We start from the raw sequence: 20,945 nt of genomic DNA, 5'->3' as shown, positions 1-20,945 counted from the left end.
ATCGACATACGGCCGGCTCGCGACACGCGTGCTGCGCGTGCTTCGATGCTTCGCCCATCCGCGGGCGCGATGCCGGTTGACCACATATCACTCTGCCGTTGCCTAAAACGTTTCCCAGTCCGCGTCCGAGCTTGCCTTCGCCGTGCTCGCCGGAGCGGCGCGCGCGGGCGTGTCGGTCGTCGCGCGAGCCGCTGCTGCGGCCGGCCTGGACTTCAATGCCGGTTCGACTCGTGCGGCTGCCTCGTGCTGGGCCGGGGCCGCCGGGGCCGCAGCGGTTGCCTTCGCTTCGCTGCTCGCGCCGGCCGGGTTCACCGGCGTCGCCGCGCTCGCTGCTTGCGGTGCGGCCTTGGCGAACTGCGCGGAGGCTTGCGAACGCGGCGTCGCCGGTGCGCTTTGACGCGCCGGTGTGCCGCCGGTCACCTTCCAGCCACTCAGCACCGCCTGCAACTGGCGCGTCTGGTCTTCGAGCGACGCCGCCGCGGCGGCCGCCTGTTCGACCAGCGCCGCGTTCTGCTGCGTGACCGAATCCATCTGCACGACCGCGCGATTGACCTGCTCGATGCCGCTCGACTGCTCTTCCGACGCCGCGCTGATCTCGCCCATGATGTCGGTCACGCGGCGCACCGCCTGGACGATTTCGTCCATCGTCGTGCCCGCGCGGCCGACCAGTTCGGAGCCGCTCTTCACCTTGTCGGCCGAATCGCCGATCAGCTCCTTGATCTCTTTCGCGGCGCTCGCGCTGCGCTGCGCGAGGCTGCGCACTTCGCCCGCGACCACCGCGAAGCCGCGGCCCTGTTCGCCGGCGCGCGCGGCTTCGACCGCCGCGTTCAGCGCGAGGATGTTGGTCTGGAACGCGATGCCCTCGATCACGCCGATGATGTCGACGACCTTGTTCGAACTGGTCGCGATTTCCTGCATCGTCGTGACGACCTGGCTCACCACCTCGCCGCCGCGCGTCGCGATGTCCGACGCGTTGACGGCGAGCTGGCTCGCCTGGCGCGCGTTCTCGGTGTTCTGCCGCACGGTGCCGGTCAGCTGATCCATGCTCGACGCGGTTTCCTGCAGCGACGCCGCCTGCTGCTCGGTGCGCTGCGACAGATCGGTGTTGCCCATCGCGATTTCGCGCGCGCCGGTGTCGATCGATTCGGTACCGCTGCGCACCGCGCGCAGCATCGTCGCGAGGCTTTCCTGCATCCGCTTGATGCCCGCGAACAGGCGGCCGATTTCGTTGTTGCTGAATGCCTCGACCGGGGTGGACAGGTCGCCCGCGGCGATCCGCTCGAAGCACGCGGTCGCGTCTTTCAGCGGCTGCACGATGAGCCCGCGCAGCGCGAAGCTGATGCCGACCACCACCAGCAGCGCGAACACCGTGATCACGCTGATCAGCGTGATCATCAGCGATGTGTTCGACTGCGCGCTCGCCTCCTGATCGGCCACGCTCTGCTGCAGCGCCTGGATCACCGCGGCGGCCGCCGCGTCGTAGGCGATGAACATCGGGCTGATCTTGGTGTCCGCGACCGCGTGATACGCGTCGAGATTGTTCGCATTCAACGCGGCGAATTCGACGTCGACGCCGTCGTGCATCACCGTCGTATGTTTGGCGAGCACATCGTCGAGCAAGGGCTGCTCGACGCCGTGCTTCGGCGCGTCGAGATACGCCTGCCAGCTCTGATTGCTCTTGCCGAGCAGCTCCTGCGCGCGATCGAGTGCCTTCTTCGCCTCGTCCGCCTTGCCGGCGGCCGTCAGCGTGTTGAAGCGTTCGATCGCGATGCGCGCGCGCAGTAGAGACGCCGACGCGTCGTCGAGCGCATGAATCGCGACCAGTTCGCCGCGCGCGATGCGTTCGAGCGAGCCGCTCGCGCGATTCAGCGCGGTCAGCCCGAGCGCGCCGACCGCCACGGTCAGCGTCACCAGAAGAATCCCCACCATCGTCAGCGACGTGCGGATCGACCACCTGCTCAGCATGTTGATGCTCCTTGTGCCGGGTTCCGTTGCTGCATGCCGTCAGACGCCGAGCGTCTCGGTCAGCGCCATCTCGGAGCTGGTCATCAGCTTCTCGATGTCCATCAGGATCAGCATGCGGCCGTCGACCGTACCGAGGCCGGTCAGGTATTCGGTCGTCAGCGTCGCGCCGAATTCCGGCGCCGGCATGATCTGGTCGATCGCCAGCGTCAGCACGTCCGACACGCCGTCCACGACCATCCCGACCACGCGATGCGCGACGTTCAGGATGATCACGACGGTCTGATGGTCGTACTCGACGCGGCCCAGATGGAACTTGATCCGCATATCGACGATCGGCACGATGATGCCGCGCAGGTTGATCACGCCCTTGATGAACTCGGGCGCGTTGGCGATGCGCGTCACGTTGTCGTAGCCGCGGATTTCCTGCACCTTCAGGATGTCGATGCCGTACTCTTCCGCGCCGAGCGTGAAGACGAGGAATTCCTGACCGCCGGCGTCCGCCTGCGCGTCGCGGCGGCCATTCGTACCGCTCGCGTTTGCGACGCTCGAATTGATGGATTGGACTTCTGCCACGTTAGCCCCCAAACGGTTGGGATGAATTGAGTTGAAGTTGTGTTGCGGTGTCTGTCATTGCGGCGTTTGCTGCAAGCGTCACGCGAGGCTCATCGCCTGCGCATGCCCATGCGCATGACGCGTTTCGCGGTTCAGCGCCGCGACGTCCACGATCAGCGCGACGCTGCCGTCGCCCAGAATGGTCGCCGCGGAAATGCCGTGTACCTTGCGGTAATTCGTTTCCAGATTCTTCACGACCACCTGCTGCTGGCCGACCAGTTCGTCGATCAGCATCGCGAAGCGCCGTCCCTCGGTCTGCATGATCGTGACGATGCCCTGGGTCGGCTCCTGCTTCGCTTCCGACACGTTGAACACCTCGTGCAACGCGACGAGCGGCAGGTATTCGCCGCGCACGCGCACCACGCGCTCGCCGTTGGCGACCGTGTAGATGTCTTCGGCTTGCGGCTGCAGCGACTCCATCACGAAGTTCAGCGGCAGGATGAAGATCTCGTTGCCGACCTTCACCGACATGCCGTCGAGAATCGCCAGCGTGAGCGGCAGCACGATCCGCGTGGTGCTGCCCTTGCCCGCGTGCGACGTGATCTCGACGTGACCGCCCATCGACTGGATGTTGCGCTTCACCACGTCCATGCCGACGCCGCGGCCGGACACGTCGGTGACCTGCTCGGCGGTCGAGAAGCCCGGCAGGAAGATCAGGTTCCAGACTTCCTCGTCGGTCATCGTTTCGCTGACCTGCATGCCCTGCTTGGCCGCCTTCGCGAGAATCTTGTCGCGGCGCAGGCCCGCGCCGTCGTCGCTGACCTCGATGACGATGTTGCCGCCATGGTGGGCCGCCGACAGCACCAGCTGACCGGTCGAATCCTTGCCCGCCGCGCGCCGCGCCTCGACCGTTTCGATGCCGTGGTCGAGACTGTTGCGCACGAGGTGCGTCAACGGATCGATGATCCGTTCGATGAGGCTCTTGTCGAGTTCGGTCGCCTGACCGAAGGTGACGAGTTCGACCTCCTTGCCGAGTTTCGCCGCGAGATCGCGCACCAGACGCGGGAAGCGGCTGAATACGTAATCCATCGGCATCATGCGGATCGACATCACCGCTTCCTGCAGATCGCGGGCGTTGCGCTCGAGCTGCGCCATGCCGTTGAAGAGCCGGTCGTGCAGCGCCGGATCGAACGTGCTGGTGGTCTCCGCGAGCATCGCCTGCGTGATCACCAGTTCGCCGACCAGGTTGATCAGCTGATCGACCTTCTCGACGCCGACGCGAATCGAGCTGCCTTCGCCGCTCGCCGCCGCGGCGGCCGGGCGGGCCGCCTTGCGGTCGTGTTCGGCGGACCCGGCCGAAGCGGGTTTGGCTGCCGCGGGAGCCGCCGCGGGCGGCGCTGGCGGCGGCTCGATGCTGTCGGCGTGACTGGCCGCGCTTGCGGGCGCCGCGGCGTGAGCCGCCGGAGCCGACGATGCCGGCTGCTCCGCATGAACGACCGGCTGCGCCTGCGCTTGCGCCGCCGGAGCGGCGGGGGCGACAGGCGCGCTTTGCGCCGGTGCCGGAGCGGCGGCAGCGGCGGGCGTTCCAGGTTCGCCCTGCTGCGCGTCGTCCGCCGGCGCGGTGCCGCGGCCGATCGTGATCTGACTTTCGTCGATCACGAAGCAGCACACGGCGATGATGTCGTCGGAGGGTACGTCGCTCGAGAGCCACAGCATCAGATCGCCGCCGCTCTTGACCTGCCCGACGATATTGCCCAGGTTGCCCAGCTCTTCGGCGAGCAGTTCCTGGTCTTTCTCTCCCACGCCCCGTAGCGTGATTTTCAGATGTGGGCCGGCGCTGTCGTCCGTGCCCGCGGCTTGCCCGGTCTGTGCCGGTTCGCCGTCCATCCATTCGCCCGCCATTTGCACCGCCTGTTCGACGACGTGCTCAGGCGGGGTGCCGCCTTGCTGCTGTACCGCGGTTGTTGCTGTTGTTGTTTGGGTTGCCGCCTGCGCCGCGACCGGCGCGGGCTCGACGGCTGCCGCTGCCGGCGCGCCGCCCATGCGGCTTTCCGCGTGCAGCTGCTCGAGCTTCGCGCAGATCGCGCGCGCCACCTCGGCGTCGGGCTCGGCGCTCGCGCGGTAGTCGGCGAGCTGGCCGGAAAGCACGTCCTTGGTTTCCAGGAACGTGTCGATCATGTCCTTGCGCAGCACCAGCTCGTTATTGCGCGCGCGATCGAGCAGCGACTCGAGAATGTGCGTGGTCTCGGTGAGCGCGGTGAAGCCGAACGTCGCCGCGCCGCCCTTGATCGAATGCGCGGCGCGAAAGATCGCCGCGAGGTCTTCGGGGTCCGGGCGGGCCACGTCGAGATTGAGCAGCAATTGCTCCATCTGCGCGAGCAGTTCGTCCGCTTCGTCGAAGAACGTCTGATAGAACTGTGTGATGTCGAGTGTCATGCCTGGTTCACCGCGAGAGTGCCTGTCTGGCGTGAGTTGCCGGAGAGGCGCGTCGAGAGCTATCGGTACTGTGTCTAAAGGTATTGATTGCGCGGATCAATCCGGGTCCGGTTCGGCCAGCGCCGCCACCAGCTCGGTCAACATGTCCGGGTCGAGCGGCTTTTCGATCCAGCCGGTCGCACCCGCTGCGCGCGCCGCCTCTTTGAAGGGCTCGCCCGATTCCGTCGTGAGGACGAGGATGGGCGTCGCCTGGTAGGCTGGATTTCCGCGCAGCGCGGTGATCAGATCGAGACCGGTCTTGCCGGGCATATGCTGGTCGGTCAACACGAGATCGAACGCCATCGCGAGCGCGTTTTCGAGCCCTTCGTTGCCGTCCGCCGCGAGCGTGACCTCATAGCCGGCGCCTGTCAGCGTCGCGGCGAGGATCTGCCGCATCGATGCCGAATCGTCGACTGCCAGGATGTGCCTGATCATGAAAACCTCGCTGCGCTAAACACTGGGCCGCCTGGCGGGGCGCGCCGCTCGGGCGCGGGCCCCGGCCCGGCGGCCGCGGTCTGTTACTTTGCCGGCGGCGCCGCCGCCGGCAACTTCGGTGCAGCCGTCACCGGCTGCGCAAGTTTTTGCAGCAGCGGCTTCGAGCCGGCTGCGTCGTCCGACAGCGTGGTCGTCGTCGAATCGTCGTGATCGAGCGCCGCCTCGGACTTCTTGTTCAACACGATGATGCTGATGCGACGGTTCTCCGGATCAAGGGGGTCCGCCTTGTTCAGGTTCTGCGTCGACGCGAGGCCGAGCACGCGCATCACCTTCGCTTCGTCCATGCCGCCCGCGACCAGCTCGCGCCGCGACGCGTTCGCGCGGTCGGCCGACAGCTCCCAGTTGCTATAGCCCTTCTCGCCGCCCGCGTACGGCACGGCGTCGGTGTGGCCCTGGACGATGATGCGGTTCGGCACGTCGTTCAGCGTGTGGCCGATCTCGCGCAGAATGTCGCGCATGTACGGTTCGACGACGTCGCGCGCGGTCGCGAACATCGGCCGCTTCTGCGAGTCGACGATCTCGATGCGCAGGCCGGTCAGGGTCGAGTCGATGCGGATCTGCTGCTTGAACTGGCGCAGCACCGGGTTCGCCTCGATCGCGGCCATCAGCTTGACCTGCAGGTCGTGCAGGCGCACCTGCTCGCGGCGTTCGAGCTCGCCCTGCAGCTGCTTCACCGAGTCTTCGTTGTTGCGCGACGCGGTGCGCTCGGCGCGGTTGCTGCTGCCGTCGGTCGAGCGGGTCACGCCCTGCGCGTCGGTCGAGATGTCACGCCCGCCGCCCTTCAGGATGCTCGAGTCTTCGGCGCTGCGATCGCCGCCCCACAGCGTGATCTTCAGCGGCTGATTGAAGTACTCGGCGATGCCCTTCAGCTGCACGGTCGAGGCCGAGCTCAGCAGCCACATCAGCAGGAAGAACGCCATCATGGCGGTCATGAAGTCCGCGTAGGCGAGCTTCCATGCGCCACCGTGATGACCGTGCTTCCTCGGTGCCGAGCGCTTGACAACGATTGCGCGGTCTTTGTCCTTGCTGCTCATCGATTCGGTTCCCGTCGCCGCCTTATTTCGCCTTGACGCGGCGCACGTGCTCTTCGAGCTCGGCGAACGACGGGCGCTCGGTCGAGAACAGCACCTTGCGGCCGAACTCGACCGCGATCGCCGGCGCGTAGCCGTTCAGGCTCGCGAGGATCGTCACCTTGATGCACTGGAACATCTTGGTGGACTCGGTCACGCGCTGTTCGGCGACGCTCGCGAGCGGTCCGATCAGCCCGTACGAAAGCAGAATGCCGAGGAAGGTGCCGACCAGCGCCTGCGCGATCATCTCGCCGAGCACCGCGGGCGGCCTGTCGGCCGAGGCCATCGTGTGCACGACGCCCATCACCGCGGCGACGATACCGAACGCCGGCATCGCGTCGCCGACCTTGCTCAGCGCCTGGGCGGGCGCCTCGCCTTCCTGATGGTGCGTTTCGATCTCCTCGTCCATCAGGCTTTCGATCTCGAACGCATTCATGTTGCCGCCGACCATCAGCCGCAGGTAGTCGGTCAGGAACTCGATGATGTGCTTGTCGGCGAGGATCTTCGGGTACTGCGTGAAGATCGGGCTCTTCGACGGATCGTCGATGTCGGCTTCGAGCGTCAGCGTGCCTTCCTTGCGCGCTTTCGCGAGCAGCACGTACAGGAGCCCCATCAGCTCCATGTAGACGTCCTTGTTGTACTTCGCGCCCTTGAACAGGGTCGGAATGACGCGCAGTGTCGCCTTGATCGTCTTCATCCCGTTACCGAGAATGAACGCGCCAAGTCCGGCGCCGGCGATCATCAGCACCTCAACGGGTTGCAGCAGCGCGCCGAGATGGCCCCCTTCCAGCGCGTAACCGCCGAAGACGGACAACAGCGTCACGAGTGTTCCCACGAATATCAGCACTGCCGAGCCCTCACAAAAATGCGACGGTCACCGTCGTTAGTCAGGTTTACGGCACCGAGGCGGAAAACTTTGGGGAAAAAGACGGCGCTCGCGTCCGGTGTAAACCAGAGGCTTGCGCTGCCTCAACGTGCGCCGCTCAAACTTCGGCGGTGGCGAGGGTGTCGAGCGTGGGAGCGGTGCGGCGGACCTCGTGAGCCCGCGTGTCGGCCACCTGCGGCACTCCGGCCGGGATTCCGGCGACGGCGGTTTGCCGCTCGGCCCGCGTTTGCGCTGCTTTTTTCGTTTTGCCCGCGCGCGACGGCGGCTGACACAGCCCGCAAACGAACGCGTGCTGCGGATCGTGCGCGTGCGCGACGAAGTGGCCGCCGCAGCGGCGACAGGCGCTCAGCTGCAGCATGCCCGAGTCGAAGAAGCGCACCAGCGTCCACGCGCGCGTGAGACTGAGCACCGGCTCGTCGTCGTGCAACTGCACGTGCTCCAGATACAGCCGGTAGCTCTTCACGATCGATTCGATCGCGCGGCAGCCGCCGTAGCCGGCCATGAAACGGTAGATGTTGTAGAACAGCGATGAATGAAAGTTCGGCTGCCAGGTCATGAACCAGTCGGTCGAAAACGGCAGCATGCCCTTGGGCGGCGACACCCCTTTCAGTTCCTTGTACAGCTTGATGAGCCGGTCGCGCGACAGGCTGGTTTCAGCCTCCAGCAATTGCAGACGCGCGCCCAGTTCGATCAGCTCGATCGCGAGGGTGATTTGTTGGGCTTCGAGTACGACGCTCTTACTGGCCATCAGCCGAGCTGCTCGACCGGCTGGCTCGCCATCAGGATGGCCGAATGAGCCTGCGCGATCGCGCTCGACTTGTCCTTGTCCGCGAGGGCGGACAGTACCGCGTGATCGTCGAAGCGGAAGCGGCACAGCATCTGGTTGGACGCCGCGAGCTTGACGGTCTGCGCCAACGACAGGTTGGCGAGCACGTCGGCCAGCTGGTCCGAAATACCCATGCGGAACATGCCCATCGGCTTGTCTTCGCGCAGCAGACGCTGGGCGAGCAGCAGATAGGACAGGTTGACTTCTCTGATCTCACTGAGCATGTGGCTGGTCGTGCTCATGATTCCCCCGTTCGTATGCCCGGCTGGTCAGGCCGATTTTTTTTGCGGAAACGTTTGCTCGAACGCGCGCGCTTAACCCGCGCGAATCGACTCGTCTCTGGTCTTGCAAGCATTGTCTCGAAAGGGGGCACAGCCGAAAATCGGAGAGACACCCCACCGGGATGACGGATTAATCCGTCATTTGTGTAGGAATAATTCCTACAAGCCAGGGTGCGGCGAGGCCCAAATTGGGACGAATTGAGGCGCTGGGCGGGACCGATGATGCGCACTGGGAATATTTACGGCTGCGGCGTGTACCGGTTGGTGAGTTTTTAGAATTTCATCACCGCACCGTAAGACGGTGAAAAAGAATTATAAGACGTTTTCACCCGCCTGCCATCCGCCTCCGTTACCCGCGTTTTCCATTCATCCGACCCCCGGGTCCGCTGCTTGCTACGGTGCATTTCGCCTGTGGCGCGCTCGATTGAGTCGGCGCAATTGCGTTTGCCGATCATGGGACGGTTGCGATTGGACTGTGTATCCAGGCTGTAACGGTCCATGTTTCGCGCTGTAACAACATTAAGCGTTTGAAAAATAACTCGAATTACCGCGGTCGATCCCGATAATGGAGGCTAAGGGATTACCCGATACCTATTTCGGACCACCCTTCGGGCGGGGAGAAACCGCGCCCAACCGCCCGTTAGGGCTACGTACCTCGAGCGGTCCCGCCGTCGTGCGAAGCCCCGGTGAGATCAAAAATCTGCATGGGATTCGGGTCAGCGCCCCTCGCGCTAACTCCAATCGATACAGGAGAAAACGCATGCGAATCGCACAAATCGCGCCGCTCTACGAAGCTGTCCCTCCGAAACTCTATGGCGGCACCGAACGTGTCGTGTCGTATCTGACCGAAGCGCTCGTCGACCTCGGCCATGACGTCACGCTGTTCGCGAGCGGCGACTCGGTCACGTCCGCCAATCTCGAGGCGTGCTGGCCGCGCGCGCTGCGCCTCGATCCGACGATTCGCGATGCATTGGCGCCGCACGTGCTGATGATGGAAAAAGTCCGCAAGGTCGCGCACGAGTTCGACGTACTGCACTTCCATCTCGACTACATGCCGTTCCCGCTGTTCACGACGATGGACACGCCGTTCGTGACCACGCTGCACGGCCGTCTGGACCTGCCGGAATTGCAGCCGGTGTTCGACGCGTTCTCGCATGTGCCGGTCGTGTCGATTTCGGATTCGCAGCGTCTGCCGCTGCAGCAGGCCAATTGGCTCAGCACGATCTATCACGGTCTGCCGGACCAGCTGTTGACGCCGCAGCCTCACAAGAAGCCCGAATACCTCGCGTTCCTCGGCCGCATCTGCCCGGAAAAACGCGTCGATACAGCCATCAAGATCGCCGCGCAAAGCGGTCTGCCGCTGAAGATCGCCGCCAAGGTGGACAAGGTCGACATGGAGTACTTCAAGCGCGAAATCGAGCCGCTGCTGTCGATGGCGCATGTCGAGTTCGTCGGTGAAATCAACGAGGCGCAGAAACCCGAGTTTCTGTCGGGAGCGAAAGCGCTGTTGTTCCCGATCGACTGGTCCGAGCCGTTCGGCCTCGTGATGATCGAGTCGATGGCCTGCGGTACGCCGGTTATCGCGTTCAACCGCGGCTCGGTGCCCGAGGTGATCGACCACGGCGTGACCGGCTATATCGTCGAGGACGTGCAAGGCGCGGTAGCGGCTCTGCAGCGTCTGGACGAGCTGTCGCGCACCGAAATCCGCGCACAGTTCGAACGCCGCTTCAGTTCGAAAACGATGGCGCAGAACTATGTCGACGGCTATTCGGCCTTGATTGAAACGTCGCGGCGCCCGGTATTGCGCCAGGTCGCGGTCGGCTAAGCGCGCTTGAAAACGGCCGGCGCTTTTACGGCCGGCCGTTTTCGGTCCGCTTTGAAGCGGCGCTGTGAACCTTCGCTTATAACGCCCAATAGCGGACGAATCCGGCATCGGTATCGTTTGCAGGACCGGAAGACGAAGTCATTCTCGCCGCCGGACGCGAAAAAGCCGCCCTGTATGGGCGGCTTTTTTAATACTGCGATGGTGGCGCTTCCACCGCGGATTAGCGCGTAGCGATTAAGCCGAAGCGGCAAAAAACCTTCAGACCGCTTGCACCGCGTCACCTCGAGCGGAGATCAGGCCGAGCCAATCAGAAAGCGCTCGCGATTCTTGCCAACGATCCATTTGGGCGGCTTGCCGCGCCCGCTCCATGTATTGCCCGACTTGGGGTCCTGATATTTTGCCGGCAGCGGCGTCTTCTTGGGCGGGCGGCCGCGCTTGGCGGCGACCGCGAAACCGAGATCCTGCGCGGTCAGACCGTATTCGGCGATCTTTTGGCGGATGTCGGCAACGACATTGTCGATTTCCGTGCGTCGCGCTTCTTCTGCCTGTGCCTGCAATTTGGCTATCTGCGCCTTGAGGTCTGCATATTGAGACATTCGGTTCTCCCCTTTCTAGAACTCATTCGACCGCAGACTAGCTGCAATTATAGAAATTCGCAATGGCCACTAATACCGGTTTAGCGAATTTTCCTCTGATAATTATTAAAGCGTGTGAATTGTAAAACATGCGCTTTATCTCGTAATAGTTTATAAATTCTGTCCAGATTGACAATCCTTGACACCTGATTTGGCGCTGCCTACCTAGAATTGCGCGCTCAACGTACGTACTCGCGGTTTCCGATGCGTGCTTCTGAAGTGCCAATTCTTTTTAGGATCACCAAACATGCAGTTGTCAAAGCGCCTCGTTGCCGAACTGTTCGGCACCTTCTGGCTCGTACTCGGAGGCTGCGGCAGCGCGGTCCTCGCCGCCAACTTCGCCGGGCCGGTTCATGGTCTGGGCATCGGCTTCGTCGGCGTGTCGCTGGCCTTCGGCCTGACCGTGCTGACGATGGCTTTTGCGATCGGCCACATTTCAGGCTGCCACCTGAATCCGGCGGTGAGCGTCGGCCTGACCGTCGCCGGCCGATTCCCGGTGCGCGATCTGCTGCCCTATATCGCCGCGCAGGTAGTCGGCGCGGTGTTCGGTGCATTCGTGCTGTCGCTGATCGCGTCGGGCAAGCCGGGCTTCGACCTTGTCGCGAGCGGTTTCGCGACGAACGGTTATGGCGAGCAATCGCCGGGGCACTATGCGCTCGCCGCCGCCTTCGTTTGCGAAGTGGTGATGACGGGCTTCTTCCTGTTCGTAATTCTCGGCGCGACTGATCGCCGCGCGCCGGCCGGCTTCGCGCCCATCGCGATCGGCCTGTGCCTGACGCTGGTCCACCTGGTCTCGATTCCGGTCACCAACACGTCGGTCAATCCGGCGCGCTCGACGGGGCCGGCGCTATTGGTCGGCGGCGCGGCGATCGATCAGCTGTGGCTGTTCTGGGCTGCGCCGATCATCGGTGCGGTGATTGCGGGAGTCGTCTATCCGCTGATCGCCGAGGATCGCTGCAGCGATGCGAGCAAGCTGGCGCTCGACTGACGGCTGGTTCGACGCGTCGGTCGCATGAATGGGCGCCCCGGCGCCCATTATTCATTGCGAGCGCCAATGCGATATCAATGCGCGGCGGCCGCGTGCCGGAGAGCACCGCTGCTAGAATCGGGCGACTTCCCAGCCTCGCACAGGTGCTTTCGATGAACCGTTTCCGCGGATTCCTGCAAGGCGTCGCACTGTCGCTCGGCGGCTTGTGCGCGAGCGCGCTGACGTTGCCGGCCGCGTCCGCGGCGACGAACACGGCGACTGTCGTCGCAACCGCAGCCCCCGCCACGGCTGGGGCGGGCGGCAATATCGAAACCCTCGTATTCGTTCGCCATGGCGAGAAGCCTGCGCAAGGCTACGGCCAGCTAGACTGCCAGGGGCTCAACCGTGCGCTCGCGTTGCCGGCGGTGATCGCCGCCAAATTCGGCAAACCCGATGCGATCTACGCGCCGGACCCCGGCCAGCAAAAAGAAGACGGCGGTCATCCGTACTATTACGTGCGCCCGCTCGCGACGATCGAGCCGACCGCGATTCAATTCCAGCTACCGGTGCAAACGCCGTACGGCTTTGCGCAGGTCGACCAGCTCGGCAACGCGCTCGTCGACCCGGCTAATCGCGGCAAGCTGATCGTGATTGCGTGGGAGCACAAGCTGATCGAGAAGCTGTTGCGGCAGCTGTTGAGCGCGCATGGCGGTCGCGCGGCCGACGTGCCGAAATGGCAAAGCGACGACTTCGACAGCATTTACATCGTCCGGCTCGACTGGCAGAACGGCATGCCGCGCGCGAGCTTCAAGCATGACCGCGAAGGGCTCGATGGCCGGGCGACCGATTGCCCTTGTGCTGCGTTGCCGGCGGTGTCGGCGTCTTCGGCAGGCGCGGCCTCTTCCGCCAGTTCGACCGCTTCGGCGCCTGCGGCGGATTAATAGGGTAATACAGATGTAAGCCACGATTACGTGGGCCGGTGCATCAAGCTGCAAGCGTGTGCGACGCGCCGCCTGCCGGCCTGAATTGTCCGGCCGCAAAGCCCCGTGGGGCGCGGCTGCCAGCGAAGTAAGGTGTCTGCGCGCAACGTCCGCGAGTTCTTTCCGCCTGCCTTCGCTGACTTCGACGATGCTTGCAGTCCGTAACATCTGGTCGCAGTCCTCCCCGGCTCGAGTGCGTACATTGGTCCTGTGCGACAAACCTACGTCGCCTCACAGGAGAGACCAACATGAAGCGCATCGTCACTCACTTGCTGGTTGCTGCCGGACTCGCGGCGGGCGCATGCGGTGTCGCGCAGGCGCATACGGATCTGAGCGTCGGCCTATCGCTCGGCGCTCCGGTTTATGCGGCGCCCGCGCGCGTCTACGCCGCGCCGGAGCCGGTGTATTACGGCGGATGGGATCATCGCTACCCGCGCGGCGACTACTACTACCGCGACTATCACCGCGATGACCGCGGCTGGGGTCACGACAATCGTCGCTGGGGCCATGACTATCGCGGTGAGCACCGCGGCTGGCGGGATTGACGGGCGTAAGCGGAGTGCATCACGCTCCGCGCTTCTCGCTTCGCGAGCAACTTTTGCGGCCCGCATCCACGCGAGTGTGGATGCGGGCCGCCTTCAATTTGAGTGATTGCGGTTCAGGACGCCAGTTCGTCTTTGAGAGCAAACAGTTTACGCAGATGATGGGCAACGCCGGCCTCGAAATTGTTGCCAATGCGCGGCACATGCGGCAGACGCGTGATCAGATCGGGATTGGCATTGTTCATCATGAATGGATGGCCGGCCGTCTCGAGCAGATCGATATCGTTCATGTTGTCGCCGAACGCGACGCACTGCGACGCGTCGATAGCGAGTCGCTCGAGCACGATCTGCAGCGCGCGCCCCTTCGACACATTCGCGGTCATCACTTCAAGACAATCCGGCAACGAATACGTCACGTATAGCCGCTCGCCGAATTCGCGTTCCAGATTGGCGGCAACCTGCGCGAGATCGGCGGGATCGCCGATATACAGCGCCTTGGCAATGTCGACGCCATTGTGCTTCGGCAGGTCGGTCACTTCGTACGTGAAGCCCGAATCCTGGTGAAATTCCAGCAGATGGGGCGCGTCGCGATCGATCAGCCACGCCTCGTCAGCAAACAGACTGACGATCACTCGACCATGCGCGCCGACAATTTCTGGCTGCACGAGACGCTGGACGATCGCGGGCTGCAGATCGTCGGCGTGAATCACGGTGTTGTCAGGCGCGTGAACCCGCGCGCCGTTCGACGTGATCAGGTATGGATTGATGCCGAGCAGATCGCGGATGCCCGCGACGTCGCAGTAGTGCCGCCCCGTGGCGATCACGAACTGCAGCCCGTCGCTTTCGAGCTTGCGCACCGTGGCGACCGTGAACGGGTCGACCTGGTGGTCGGCGTTGAGCAGTGTGCCGTCGAGATCCGTGGCGATGACTTTATACATGGTGAGTCCGGCGGCTGAGCCGTCGAGGCAGCGTCAAAGCCGATATTTTACAGGTCTCGTCAAGCCAGCCGCTGCGCCTCGCGCCGCGCCAGCTGCAAGCCGCCATGCGCCGAATCCGCCCGCGGCTCGCGCAGGCGCGCCTGATACGCCTCGGGCACGTACTCGCGCAGCGGCGCGCCGAGGCCTCCGCATAGCGCGACCGGCAGCGCGCCCGTCGCGTCCAGCGCGGCGATCATCTTGCCCACTTCGACGCCAGCCTCGCCGAGCAGGCGCGCCGCGAACGGATGTGCGCGGTGTTCGATCGCGATCGGTGCGAGCCGCGCGTAGGCAGTTTGATTAGCCGCGCACAGCCACACGACCAGGCTGTCGCGATCCTGAGTGCCGGTATGCGCGAGCAACGCATGCGCGAGATCGTCGACGGCAGCGCGGCCGTCTAGCGCCTGTTGCGCGTGCACGATCAGCCGCAGGCCGAGCCACGCGCCGCTCGCCTCGTCGCCTGACGGAAAGCCGTAGCCGCTGGCCATGCGGAACTCGCCGTCGTTCGCAAGCGAGGCCGCGACGCTGCCGGTGCCGAGTGCGACGATCACGCCGGGCGCGCCTTCGTGCGCGCCGAGCAAGGTCGTGTAGGCGTCGGATTCGACGGCGAGTCCGGCCAGTCGCGGCGCGTGCTCGTGAAACTCGGCGAGCCAGTCGCGATTGTTGACGCCCGCAAGTCCGCAACCGAGCACGCAGCGCGACCAGTCCAGCGCGATGCCGGCTCGCTCGAACGCTTCGCCGCAGGCGGCCTGAATGGACTGCCATGCGCGCGGGATGCCGAGCCCGAGGCCCGATGGTCCGCTTGCCGCCTGCGCCAGTTCGCGGCCCTGCGCATCGGCGAGCACGACGCGCGTGCCGGTGCCGCCGCCGTCGACGCCGATCAGAAAGAAGTCGTGGTTCATCGAATCGAATCAGTTCTGTGGGTGAATAACGCTTAGCGTGGCAGGTCAGTTTGAATCGCGCAATTAGCCGATTGGCCAGCTTGCGGCGTACACCGCTTCCGCTATGCTGGCGATCGATACGACCACGCGGGAGCGCGACAGTGACACAACGATGCAACTGGGTATCGAGCGAAGCGCTCGCACAGTACCACGACACCGAGTGGGGTGTACCCTCGCGCGACGACCAGCACCTGTTCGAAATGCTGGTGCTCGAAGGCGCTCAGGCCGGATTGTCGTGGTCGACGATACTCAACAAGCGCGCCGGCTACCGCCGTGCTTTCGCGGACTTCGACATCGACAAGGTCGCTGCCTTCACGCCGAAGCACGTGGACGCGCTCGTCGCCGATGAGAGCATCGTGCGGCATCGCGGCAAAATCGAGGCGGCGATCCAGAACGCGCGCGCCGTGCTGCAGATCCGGGCCGAACACGGCTCGCTCGCGAACTTCGTGTGGTCATTCGTCGACGACACGCCGATTCAGAACGAATGGGCTTCGTATAAGCATGCGCCTGCGTCGACGGAAGTATCGGACGCGCTGAGCAAGGCGCTCAAGCGTTATGGCTGCAAATTCGTCGGGTCGACGATCTGCTATGCATTCATGCAGGCGGTTGGCATGGTCAACGATCATGAGACGACTTGCATGTGCCGTGAGGGATGCGCGTCGCTGGGCAAGAAGGGGCGTCGTCGTAAGGCGGGGTAAGGCCAAGGGGTCGTCGGACGCGCAAACTCGCGAATTGGCGCCTTTTCATGCTCGTAGTCGGTCCTTCGTCGGACGGCGCACGGTGGATACTCATCGCCATGCGCTCGCTCGATGTGCGCTCAACAACAAATAACTACCGCCTCGGACGCGGGAGACCAACCATGAAAACTCTTCGCTTCCTGACGCATCAGGACATATACGATCGGTCCGTCACGCATCTGTTCGAACAGAAACGCGCTGCATTGCTACCGAGGGGTGGCGGCGCCTACCGCGGCTATTGTGGCGGATGCCCGGTCGGCAACCTGATCAAGCCGCGCGACTATGTGACTGCGATGGAAGGCGTGCCCGTGCGCTTCATCGGCAAACCACCGACGGAAGTGCCCGCTTACATGGATGTCGGCGTGGCCGCGCTGAAAAAAGCGCTGCTGCGCGCCCGCATCAACGTGTATGACCCCGTGACCATCGCTCTGCTCAGTTGCCTGCAAAACGTGCACGACGTGTTCGGCACGTGGGAGTGGCACGACCGGCTGGGCTCGATCGCGCGCGAATTCGGACTGTCGGCCGAGCGGCTGAGGAACGCGGCGTAACGGCTGCCCCGGCGGCGCACAAATCCGATGCCGCAAAAATAAAACGGCGGTGTGGCTTCTGTCGAAGCTCACACCGCCGTTCGGCGTACGTAAAAGCGTGCTTAGTGCAGCTTTTTCGGCAGCATCTGGCTGCGCAGACGCTTGTGCAGGCGCTTAACAGCTGCTGCCTTCTTGCGCTTGCGAGCCGTAGTCGGCTTTTCGTACGACTGGCGCTCACGCAGTTCAGCGATCAGGCCATTCTTTTCGATTGCGCGACGAAAGCGGCGAATTGCCACTTCGAACGGCTCGTTTTCCTTCAGAAGAATCGTCGTCATGTAATTCCTAACTCAATCACTAGATACGGGTTTAATTGCTTGGCGGTAACCGCTCAGGTCACCACTTACGCACCGGCACTCCGGTCACTCCGATTCATGGCCAGTAACAGGCAAACGCGAGGCTCATAAACAACCCCGGCCAAACCACGAATGAAGCGAGAGGCAAAGCGGCCACGGAGGCCGGAAAAGAGAGGTGGGGAGTTCACCGCGGAACGCGGACAGACGTAATGCAAAAGCCGCGTCTGTTGCCGTTTCGCCAACCTTTCATCAATGAAGAACACTGACGAAACAGGCAAAGATCTCAATTCACTCCCGATGATATCAGGAAACTCTCCATCCTACCAGGGGTTTACCGATTGCGCCAGGCTTTTCCCTGGCGCCGATGGCCTTCGCGTGGGCGATCGAGGCGCCCGCCTTATCAGGCGCTCGCTTCGTCCAGTTCACGGATATCGTCGGCGGTGAGGGACAGGTGGACAGCTGCGATCAGGCTCTTCAACTGCTCGACCGAGGTCGCGCTCGCAATGGGGGCCGTAACGCTCGGCCGCGCGATCAGCCATGCAAGCGCGATCGCGGCCGGCGTACTGCCGTGCCGTTGCGCGACGCGGTCGAGCGCGCCGAGAATCCGTAGGCCGCGCCCGTCCAGGTATTTCTCGACCCGGCTCCCGCGGGCCTTGCCGGCCAGATCGGCCTCGCTGCGGTATTTGCCCGACAGGAACCCGCTCGCGAGGCTGTAATAGACCACCACGCCGAGATGATTCGCCAGCGCCACCGGTTCGTTGTCGCCCTCGTATTGCGCGCGGTCGTACAAGTTGTATTCGGGTTGCAGCAACTGATACTCGGGCAGCCCGTGCTCGCGCGACACCGCAAGCGCTTCCTCGACGCGCGCGCCACTATAGTTAGACGCACCGATCACGCGCACCTTGCCCGCCTCGATCAGCTTCTGATACGCACCGAGCGTTTCAGCAAGCGGCGTCGCGGAGTCGTCGTCGTGGGAGAAATAGACGTCGACGTAATCGGTTTGCAGGCGGCGCAGCGAGTCTTCTACGGCCGCCTGGATATTTGCCGCCGACAGCCCCTTGCGCTGCGGATGCTTCGACACCTTGGTCGCGAGCACGATCCGTTCGCGCTTGCCGCTTCGCCGGAACCACTTGCCGAGGATCGTCTCCGACTCCCCGCCCTGGTTGCCGGGCACCCAGGCCGAGTAGACATCGGCGGTGTCGATGAAATTGAGTCCGGCTTCGACAAACGCATCGAGGATCGAGAAAGAGGTGGCTTCATCGGCCGTCCAGCCGAATACGTTGCCGCCGAACATCAGCGGGGCGACCTGCAACGAGGAAGTGCCGATCCTGCGTAGTTCCATGATGGCTCCAGACTGGGGTGGACGGAATGGCGTGAGCGAACTGCTTGGGACGATGCCGGGACCGTTGAGCATACGCCGCCTTGCACCAGGTTGCAGCCGGGACCGACGGCTACGCTGCACGCCTCGTGCCTGAACGCAGTCGATGCATGGGACAAAAGATGACGCAATTGCTCGCGCGCGCCTCGAGCATTTTCAGAACACCGCTGGAGTTTTATGAATGCCGCCCTGCATTGTGCGCATTGCTGACATCCGCTAGCACCTCGAAATGCTCAGGCTTGAGCCCATCGCACCACCGCTGCCACATGATGCGAAACGCGCGCGACGCGGCATTGGCGATCGTACCCGCATCGATAAGGACCGACTGCCTGCAGTAGTCGCGAAGCTCCCGCCGCACTACCGCGAGCGCTTCGGGGTCGGCGGCCAGCGCGGCGCACTTGCGCACGAAGTCGTCCTTGTCCCGCGCGACGAAGGCCGCGTCTAGCCCGAGGTGCGAAAGCCACCCCGTGCTGCTGCGGCTCGCCATCGAAACGCCGGGCAGCGTCATGGTGGGCACGCCCATCCACAGCGCTTGCATGGTCGTGGTCGAATTGCCGAAGGGGAACGTGTCGAGACAGACGTCGATCAGATGGTGCTGCTGCAGGTAGTGCACGACGTTTCCACGCTTCAGAAAGCTGAGGCGACTCACGTCGATGCCTTCGCCCGCGAGCAGTCCGGTCAGTTTGGTGATCTGCTCCGGCTCGCTAATCGCACCGACGAGCAAGCGGGAATCCGGCACCTCGCGTAGCACCCGCGCCCAGAGCGCCACAACTTCGGGGCCGATCTTGACGATCCGGCTGAAGCTGCCGAACGTGATGAAGCCGTTCTTCAGCGCGGGCAGATCGTTGACTTCGGGCGCTTGCGGATGCGGCTTGAACGGCGCGAGCGCGGGGAGGAACACGAGTTTCTCGGAGAACCAGCTCTCGAACTGTTCAAGCGGCGTGACAAACCGGTCCGACAGGTAGTAATCGACGGAATCGAGACCGGTCGTGGCTGGGTTGCCGATCCAGCTCACCTGGACCGGCGCCGGCTTGCGCGCGAAGGTCAGGAGTCGGTTGCGGCCGGTATGGCCCGACAGGTCGATGAGGATATCGATGCCGTCGTTACGGATCTTCTGTGCGACGGTGTCGTCGCTCATACCGAAGATTTCGCTCCAGGTCCGTGCATGGGCGCGAATCTCCTCGGTGAAGCTGTCAGTCACCGTGTAGTTCGAATAGATGTGCAATGACAAGCTAGGGTCGCGCGCCAGGTGCTCCAGCACCGACAGGAAGAAATACGCAACCGGGTGATTGATCAGGTCGCCCGAAACGAAGCCAATCCGCAGACGCCGCGCCGGATCACGGTCGTTGGTGTGCCGGGGCCGACGCGTGTTCAGCGGTGCTTCGTGGCGTGCCGCGAACGCGCGGAACTCCGCGAATGCGCCGGCTGCATCGAGGTCGGGCTTGTGCATCAGGTAGAACAGCAGGTTGCTGTGTGTCACTGACTGCATCGGAGCCAGTTCGAGTGCGCGGCGAAAGGCGGTTTCGGCTTCGTCGTACAGTCCATGCTTGCCCAGCGCGCAGGCGAGCGAGTCGAATTCGTATGCATCGTTCGGCGCTAGCTCCACGGCACGGCGGAGATAGCCAATCCCCTCGGCGAATCTACCCATTTCCAGCAAGGCGGAGCCCAAGTTGCGATGCAGTGAAGCATTCTCGGGGTATTTTTCGAGCGCCTGTCTGCAATGCGCCTCGGCACGCTGATACTGGCGAGTGACAATGAGCCGGTCTGCCAGTATCGTCTGGGCGAGGATGTGTTTAGGCAGCAAGCGGGCGGCATGCTCGGCCGCCTCGACGGACTCGTTGAAGCGTCCCGTGAGTTGCAGGATACGCCCAAGTTCGAACCAACATTCGCCGTGCGCAGGGTATTGCTGCGTCAGTCTGCGGGCAATCTTCAGCGCAGCTTCGAGTTTCCCGCTGTCCAACAAGTGCTGGTATTGGCGCATCTCCTTGAGGCTTGCTCGGCGTGTATCGATTTTCACGCGCTCGTCCGTCTCGGGTGCCAGAGCAGGTGCGTTGCAACCGCTCGCGTCGGCCTGCGGAGCGGTTGCCTCGCCCTCCGGATCAGACATGAGCCGCTCATTTTCCCCGTTAATCCGCGCGCCCAGCGTCCGGACGGCTGCATCGGGAAGGCCTTGTTGGCGCGCGACGTCGAGCGCGATCCGCGCCGCCTCGGTCTGCTTGCTGGCGACGAGGGCGTTGATGTAATAGACCCAGATCTGCCCGTTCTGCGGCACCTGCCCGAGCACCGTCTCGAAATGCGGCACGGCCTCGGCGGGCCGCTCCGTTTGCATGAACAGCACGCCGAGGTGGTAGTGCGCGTCGGTGTGATCGCTCGCGACCTCCAAGACAGATGCATAGAGCGCTGCGGCCTCACCATATTCCTGCTTCTGATGATGGTCGATCGCGCTCTGCATGGCGAGCGCGATGTCGTGATTCTGCTGTAGTTCGGAGGCAAACGGGACGGTGTCGGCCGGAATAGGAAAAGCGGTCATGACGAA

General features: G+C 63.8%; 20 protein-coding genes. 6 read left to right on the top strand and 14 right to left on the bottom strand.

What is annotated here, in order from left to right; all coding sequences use genetic code 11:
• Window positions 1–102: 102 nt before the first annotated feature.
• The 8 genes from ACLFKU_RS34620 to flhD all read right to left on the bottom strand — a co-directional run bounded on the left by ACLFKU_RS34620 (window position 103) and on the right by flhD (window position 8,511).
• The gene (locus ACLFKU_RS34620; RefSeq protein WP_368585655.1) at window positions 103–1,965 is read right to left on the bottom strand and encodes a methyl-accepting chemotaxis protein; all 1,863 of its coding nucleotides are present in this window, start codon (window positions 1,963–1,965) and stop codon (window positions 103–105) included.
• A gap of 39 nt (window positions 1,966–2,004) precedes the next feature.
• Window positions 2,005–2,538, bottom strand: coding sequence for a chemotaxis protein CheW (locus ACLFKU_RS34615; protein WP_368585654.1), 534 nt, complete (start codon window positions 2,536–2,538; stop codon window positions 2,005–2,007).
• Window positions 2,539–2,616: 78 nt separating this feature from the next.
• A complete protein-coding gene (cheA, locus tag ACLFKU_RS34610; protein ID WP_368585653.1) occupies window positions 2,617–4,953 on the bottom strand; it encodes a chemotaxis protein CheA in 2,337 nt (778 codons plus the stop codon).
• Between the two features lie 96 nt (window positions 4,954–5,049).
• Window positions 5,050–5,427: a response regulator gene (locus ACLFKU_RS34605; protein WP_176109968.1), complete on the bottom strand. Its 378-nt coding sequence runs from the start codon at window positions 5,425–5,427 to the stop codon at window positions 5,050–5,052.
• A gap of 83 nt (window positions 5,428–5,510) precedes the next feature.
• On the bottom strand, window positions 5,511–6,521 hold the full coding sequence (gene motB, locus ACLFKU_RS34600) for a flagellar motor protein MotB (RefSeq protein WP_013090903.1): 1,011 nt from the start codon (window positions 6,519–6,521) through the stop codon (window positions 5,511–5,513).
• 22 nt (window positions 6,522–6,543) lie between these two features.
• Window positions 6,544–7,404, bottom strand: a complete 861-nt coding sequence (gene motA, locus ACLFKU_RS34595; protein ID WP_368585652.1) for a flagellar motor stator protein MotA — start codon at window positions 7,402–7,404, stop codon at window positions 6,544–6,546.
• 136 nt (window positions 7,405–7,540) lie between these two features.
• Entirely contained in the window at window positions 7,541–8,191 is a 651-nt protein-coding gene (flhC, locus tag ACLFKU_RS34590; protein ID WP_410852147.1) for a flagellar transcriptional regulator FlhC, read from the bottom strand.
• On the bottom strand, window positions 8,191–8,511 hold the full coding sequence (gene flhD / locus ACLFKU_RS34585; protein ID WP_176109964.1) for a flagellar transcriptional regulator FlhD: 321 nt from the start codon (window positions 8,509–8,511) through the stop codon (window positions 8,191–8,193). The genes flhC and flhD overlap by 1 nt, the downstream gene beginning before the upstream one ends.
• Before the next feature lie 799 nt (window positions 8,512–9,310).
• Between flhD and ACLFKU_RS34580 the strand changes: the two genes are divergently transcribed.
• Complete coding sequence (locus ACLFKU_RS34580) at window positions 9,311–10,375, top strand: glycosyltransferase family 4 protein (protein WP_152852578.1); 1,065 nt, start codon at window positions 9,311–9,313, stop codon at window positions 10,373–10,375.
• Window positions 10,376–10,668: 293 nt separating this feature from the next.
• On the opposite strand, the gene ACLFKU_RS34575 is transcribed toward ACLFKU_RS34580, so the two are convergent.
• Window positions 10,669–10,971 (bottom strand): H-NS family nucleoid-associated regulatory protein, encoded by a 303-nt coding sequence (locus tag ACLFKU_RS34575; RefSeq protein ID WP_013090908.1) that lies wholly within the window; start codon window positions 10,969–10,971, stop codon window positions 10,669–10,671.
• 286 nt (window positions 10,972–11,257) lie between these two features.
• On the opposite strand from ACLFKU_RS34575, the gene aqpZ reads away from it, so the two are divergent.
• From aqpZ to ACLFKU_RS34560, 3 genes are all read left to right on the top strand, one after another.
• A complete protein-coding gene (gene aqpZ / locus ACLFKU_RS34570) occupies window positions 11,258–11,998 on the top strand; it encodes an aquaporin Z (protein WP_410852146.1) in 741 nt (246 codons plus the stop codon).
• Window positions 11,999–12,150: 152 nt separating this feature from the next.
• Window positions 12,151–12,918 carry a histidine phosphatase family protein gene (locus ACLFKU_RS34565; protein ID WP_410852145.1) on the top strand — a complete coding sequence of 256 codons (768 nt, stop codon included), beginning with the start codon at window positions 12,151–12,153 and terminating at the stop codon, window positions 12,916–12,918.
• Window positions 12,919–13,205: 287 nt separating this feature from the next.
• Complete coding sequence (locus ACLFKU_RS34560) at window positions 13,206–13,502, top strand: PXPV repeat protein (RefSeq protein WP_410852144.1); 297 nt, start codon at window positions 13,206–13,208, stop codon at window positions 13,500–13,502.
• A 113-nt stretch (window positions 13,503–13,615) separates the two neighbouring features.
• Here the strand turns inward: ACLFKU_RS34560 and ACLFKU_RS34555 are convergent, their stop codons facing one another.
• Together ACLFKU_RS34555 and ACLFKU_RS34550 are read right to left on the bottom strand one after the other, a co-directional pair.
• A complete protein-coding gene (locus tag ACLFKU_RS34555) occupies window positions 13,616–14,437 on the bottom strand; it encodes a Cof-type HAD-IIB family hydrolase (RefSeq protein WP_410852143.1) in 822 nt (273 codons plus the stop codon).
• Between the two features lie 59 nt (window positions 14,438–14,496).
• On the bottom strand, window positions 14,497–15,375 hold the full coding sequence (locus tag ACLFKU_RS34550; RefSeq protein WP_410852142.1) for a BadF/BadG/BcrA/BcrD ATPase family protein: 879 nt from the start codon (window positions 15,373–15,375) through the stop codon (window positions 14,497–14,499).
• Window positions 15,376–15,515: 140 nt separating this feature from the next.
• Here ACLFKU_RS34550 and ACLFKU_RS34545 point away from each other — a divergent pair, with 140 nt between their 5' ends.
• Window positions 15,516–16,112, top strand: a complete 597-nt coding sequence (locus tag ACLFKU_RS34545; RefSeq protein ID WP_410852141.1) for a DNA-3-methyladenine glycosylase I — start codon at window positions 15,516–15,518, stop codon at window positions 16,110–16,112.
• A 161-nt stretch (window positions 16,113–16,273) separates the two neighbouring features.
• On the top strand, window positions 16,274–16,699 hold the full coding sequence (locus tag ACLFKU_RS34540) for a hypothetical protein (protein WP_368585642.1): 426 nt from the start codon (window positions 16,274–16,276) through the stop codon (window positions 16,697–16,699).
• Window positions 16,700–16,800: 101 nt separating this feature from the next.
• Here the strand turns inward: ACLFKU_RS34540 and rpsU are convergent, their stop codons facing one another.
• The 3 genes from rpsU to ACLFKU_RS34525 form a co-directional block, all read right to left on the bottom strand.
• Entirely contained in the window at window positions 16,801–17,013 is a 213-nt protein-coding gene (gene rpsU / locus ACLFKU_RS34535) for a 30S ribosomal protein S21 (protein ID WP_006050883.1), read from the bottom strand.
• Between the two features lie 418 nt (window positions 17,014–17,431).
• Complete coding sequence (locus ACLFKU_RS34530; protein WP_410852140.1) at window positions 17,432–18,373, bottom strand: aldo/keto reductase; 942 nt, start codon at window positions 18,371–18,373, stop codon at window positions 17,432–17,434.
• 211 nt (window positions 18,374–18,584) lie between these two features.
• The gene (locus tag ACLFKU_RS34525) at window positions 18,585–20,939 is read right to left on the bottom strand and encodes a tetratricopeptide repeat protein (protein ID WP_410852139.1); all 2,355 of its coding nucleotides are present in this window, start codon (window positions 20,937–20,939) and stop codon (window positions 18,585–18,587) included.
• Window positions 20,940–20,945 lie beyond the last annotated feature (6 nt).

Origin of the sequence: Paraburkholderia sp. EG304 (assembly GCF_046543485.1) — a bacterium.
Classification (GTDB): Bacteria; Pseudomonadota; Gammaproteobacteria; order Burkholderiales; family Burkholderiaceae; genus Paraburkholderia; species Paraburkholderia youngii.
The sequence above is the reverse complement of the archived record's forward strand: the minus strand, read 5'-3'. Positions and strand labels throughout refer to the sequence as shown.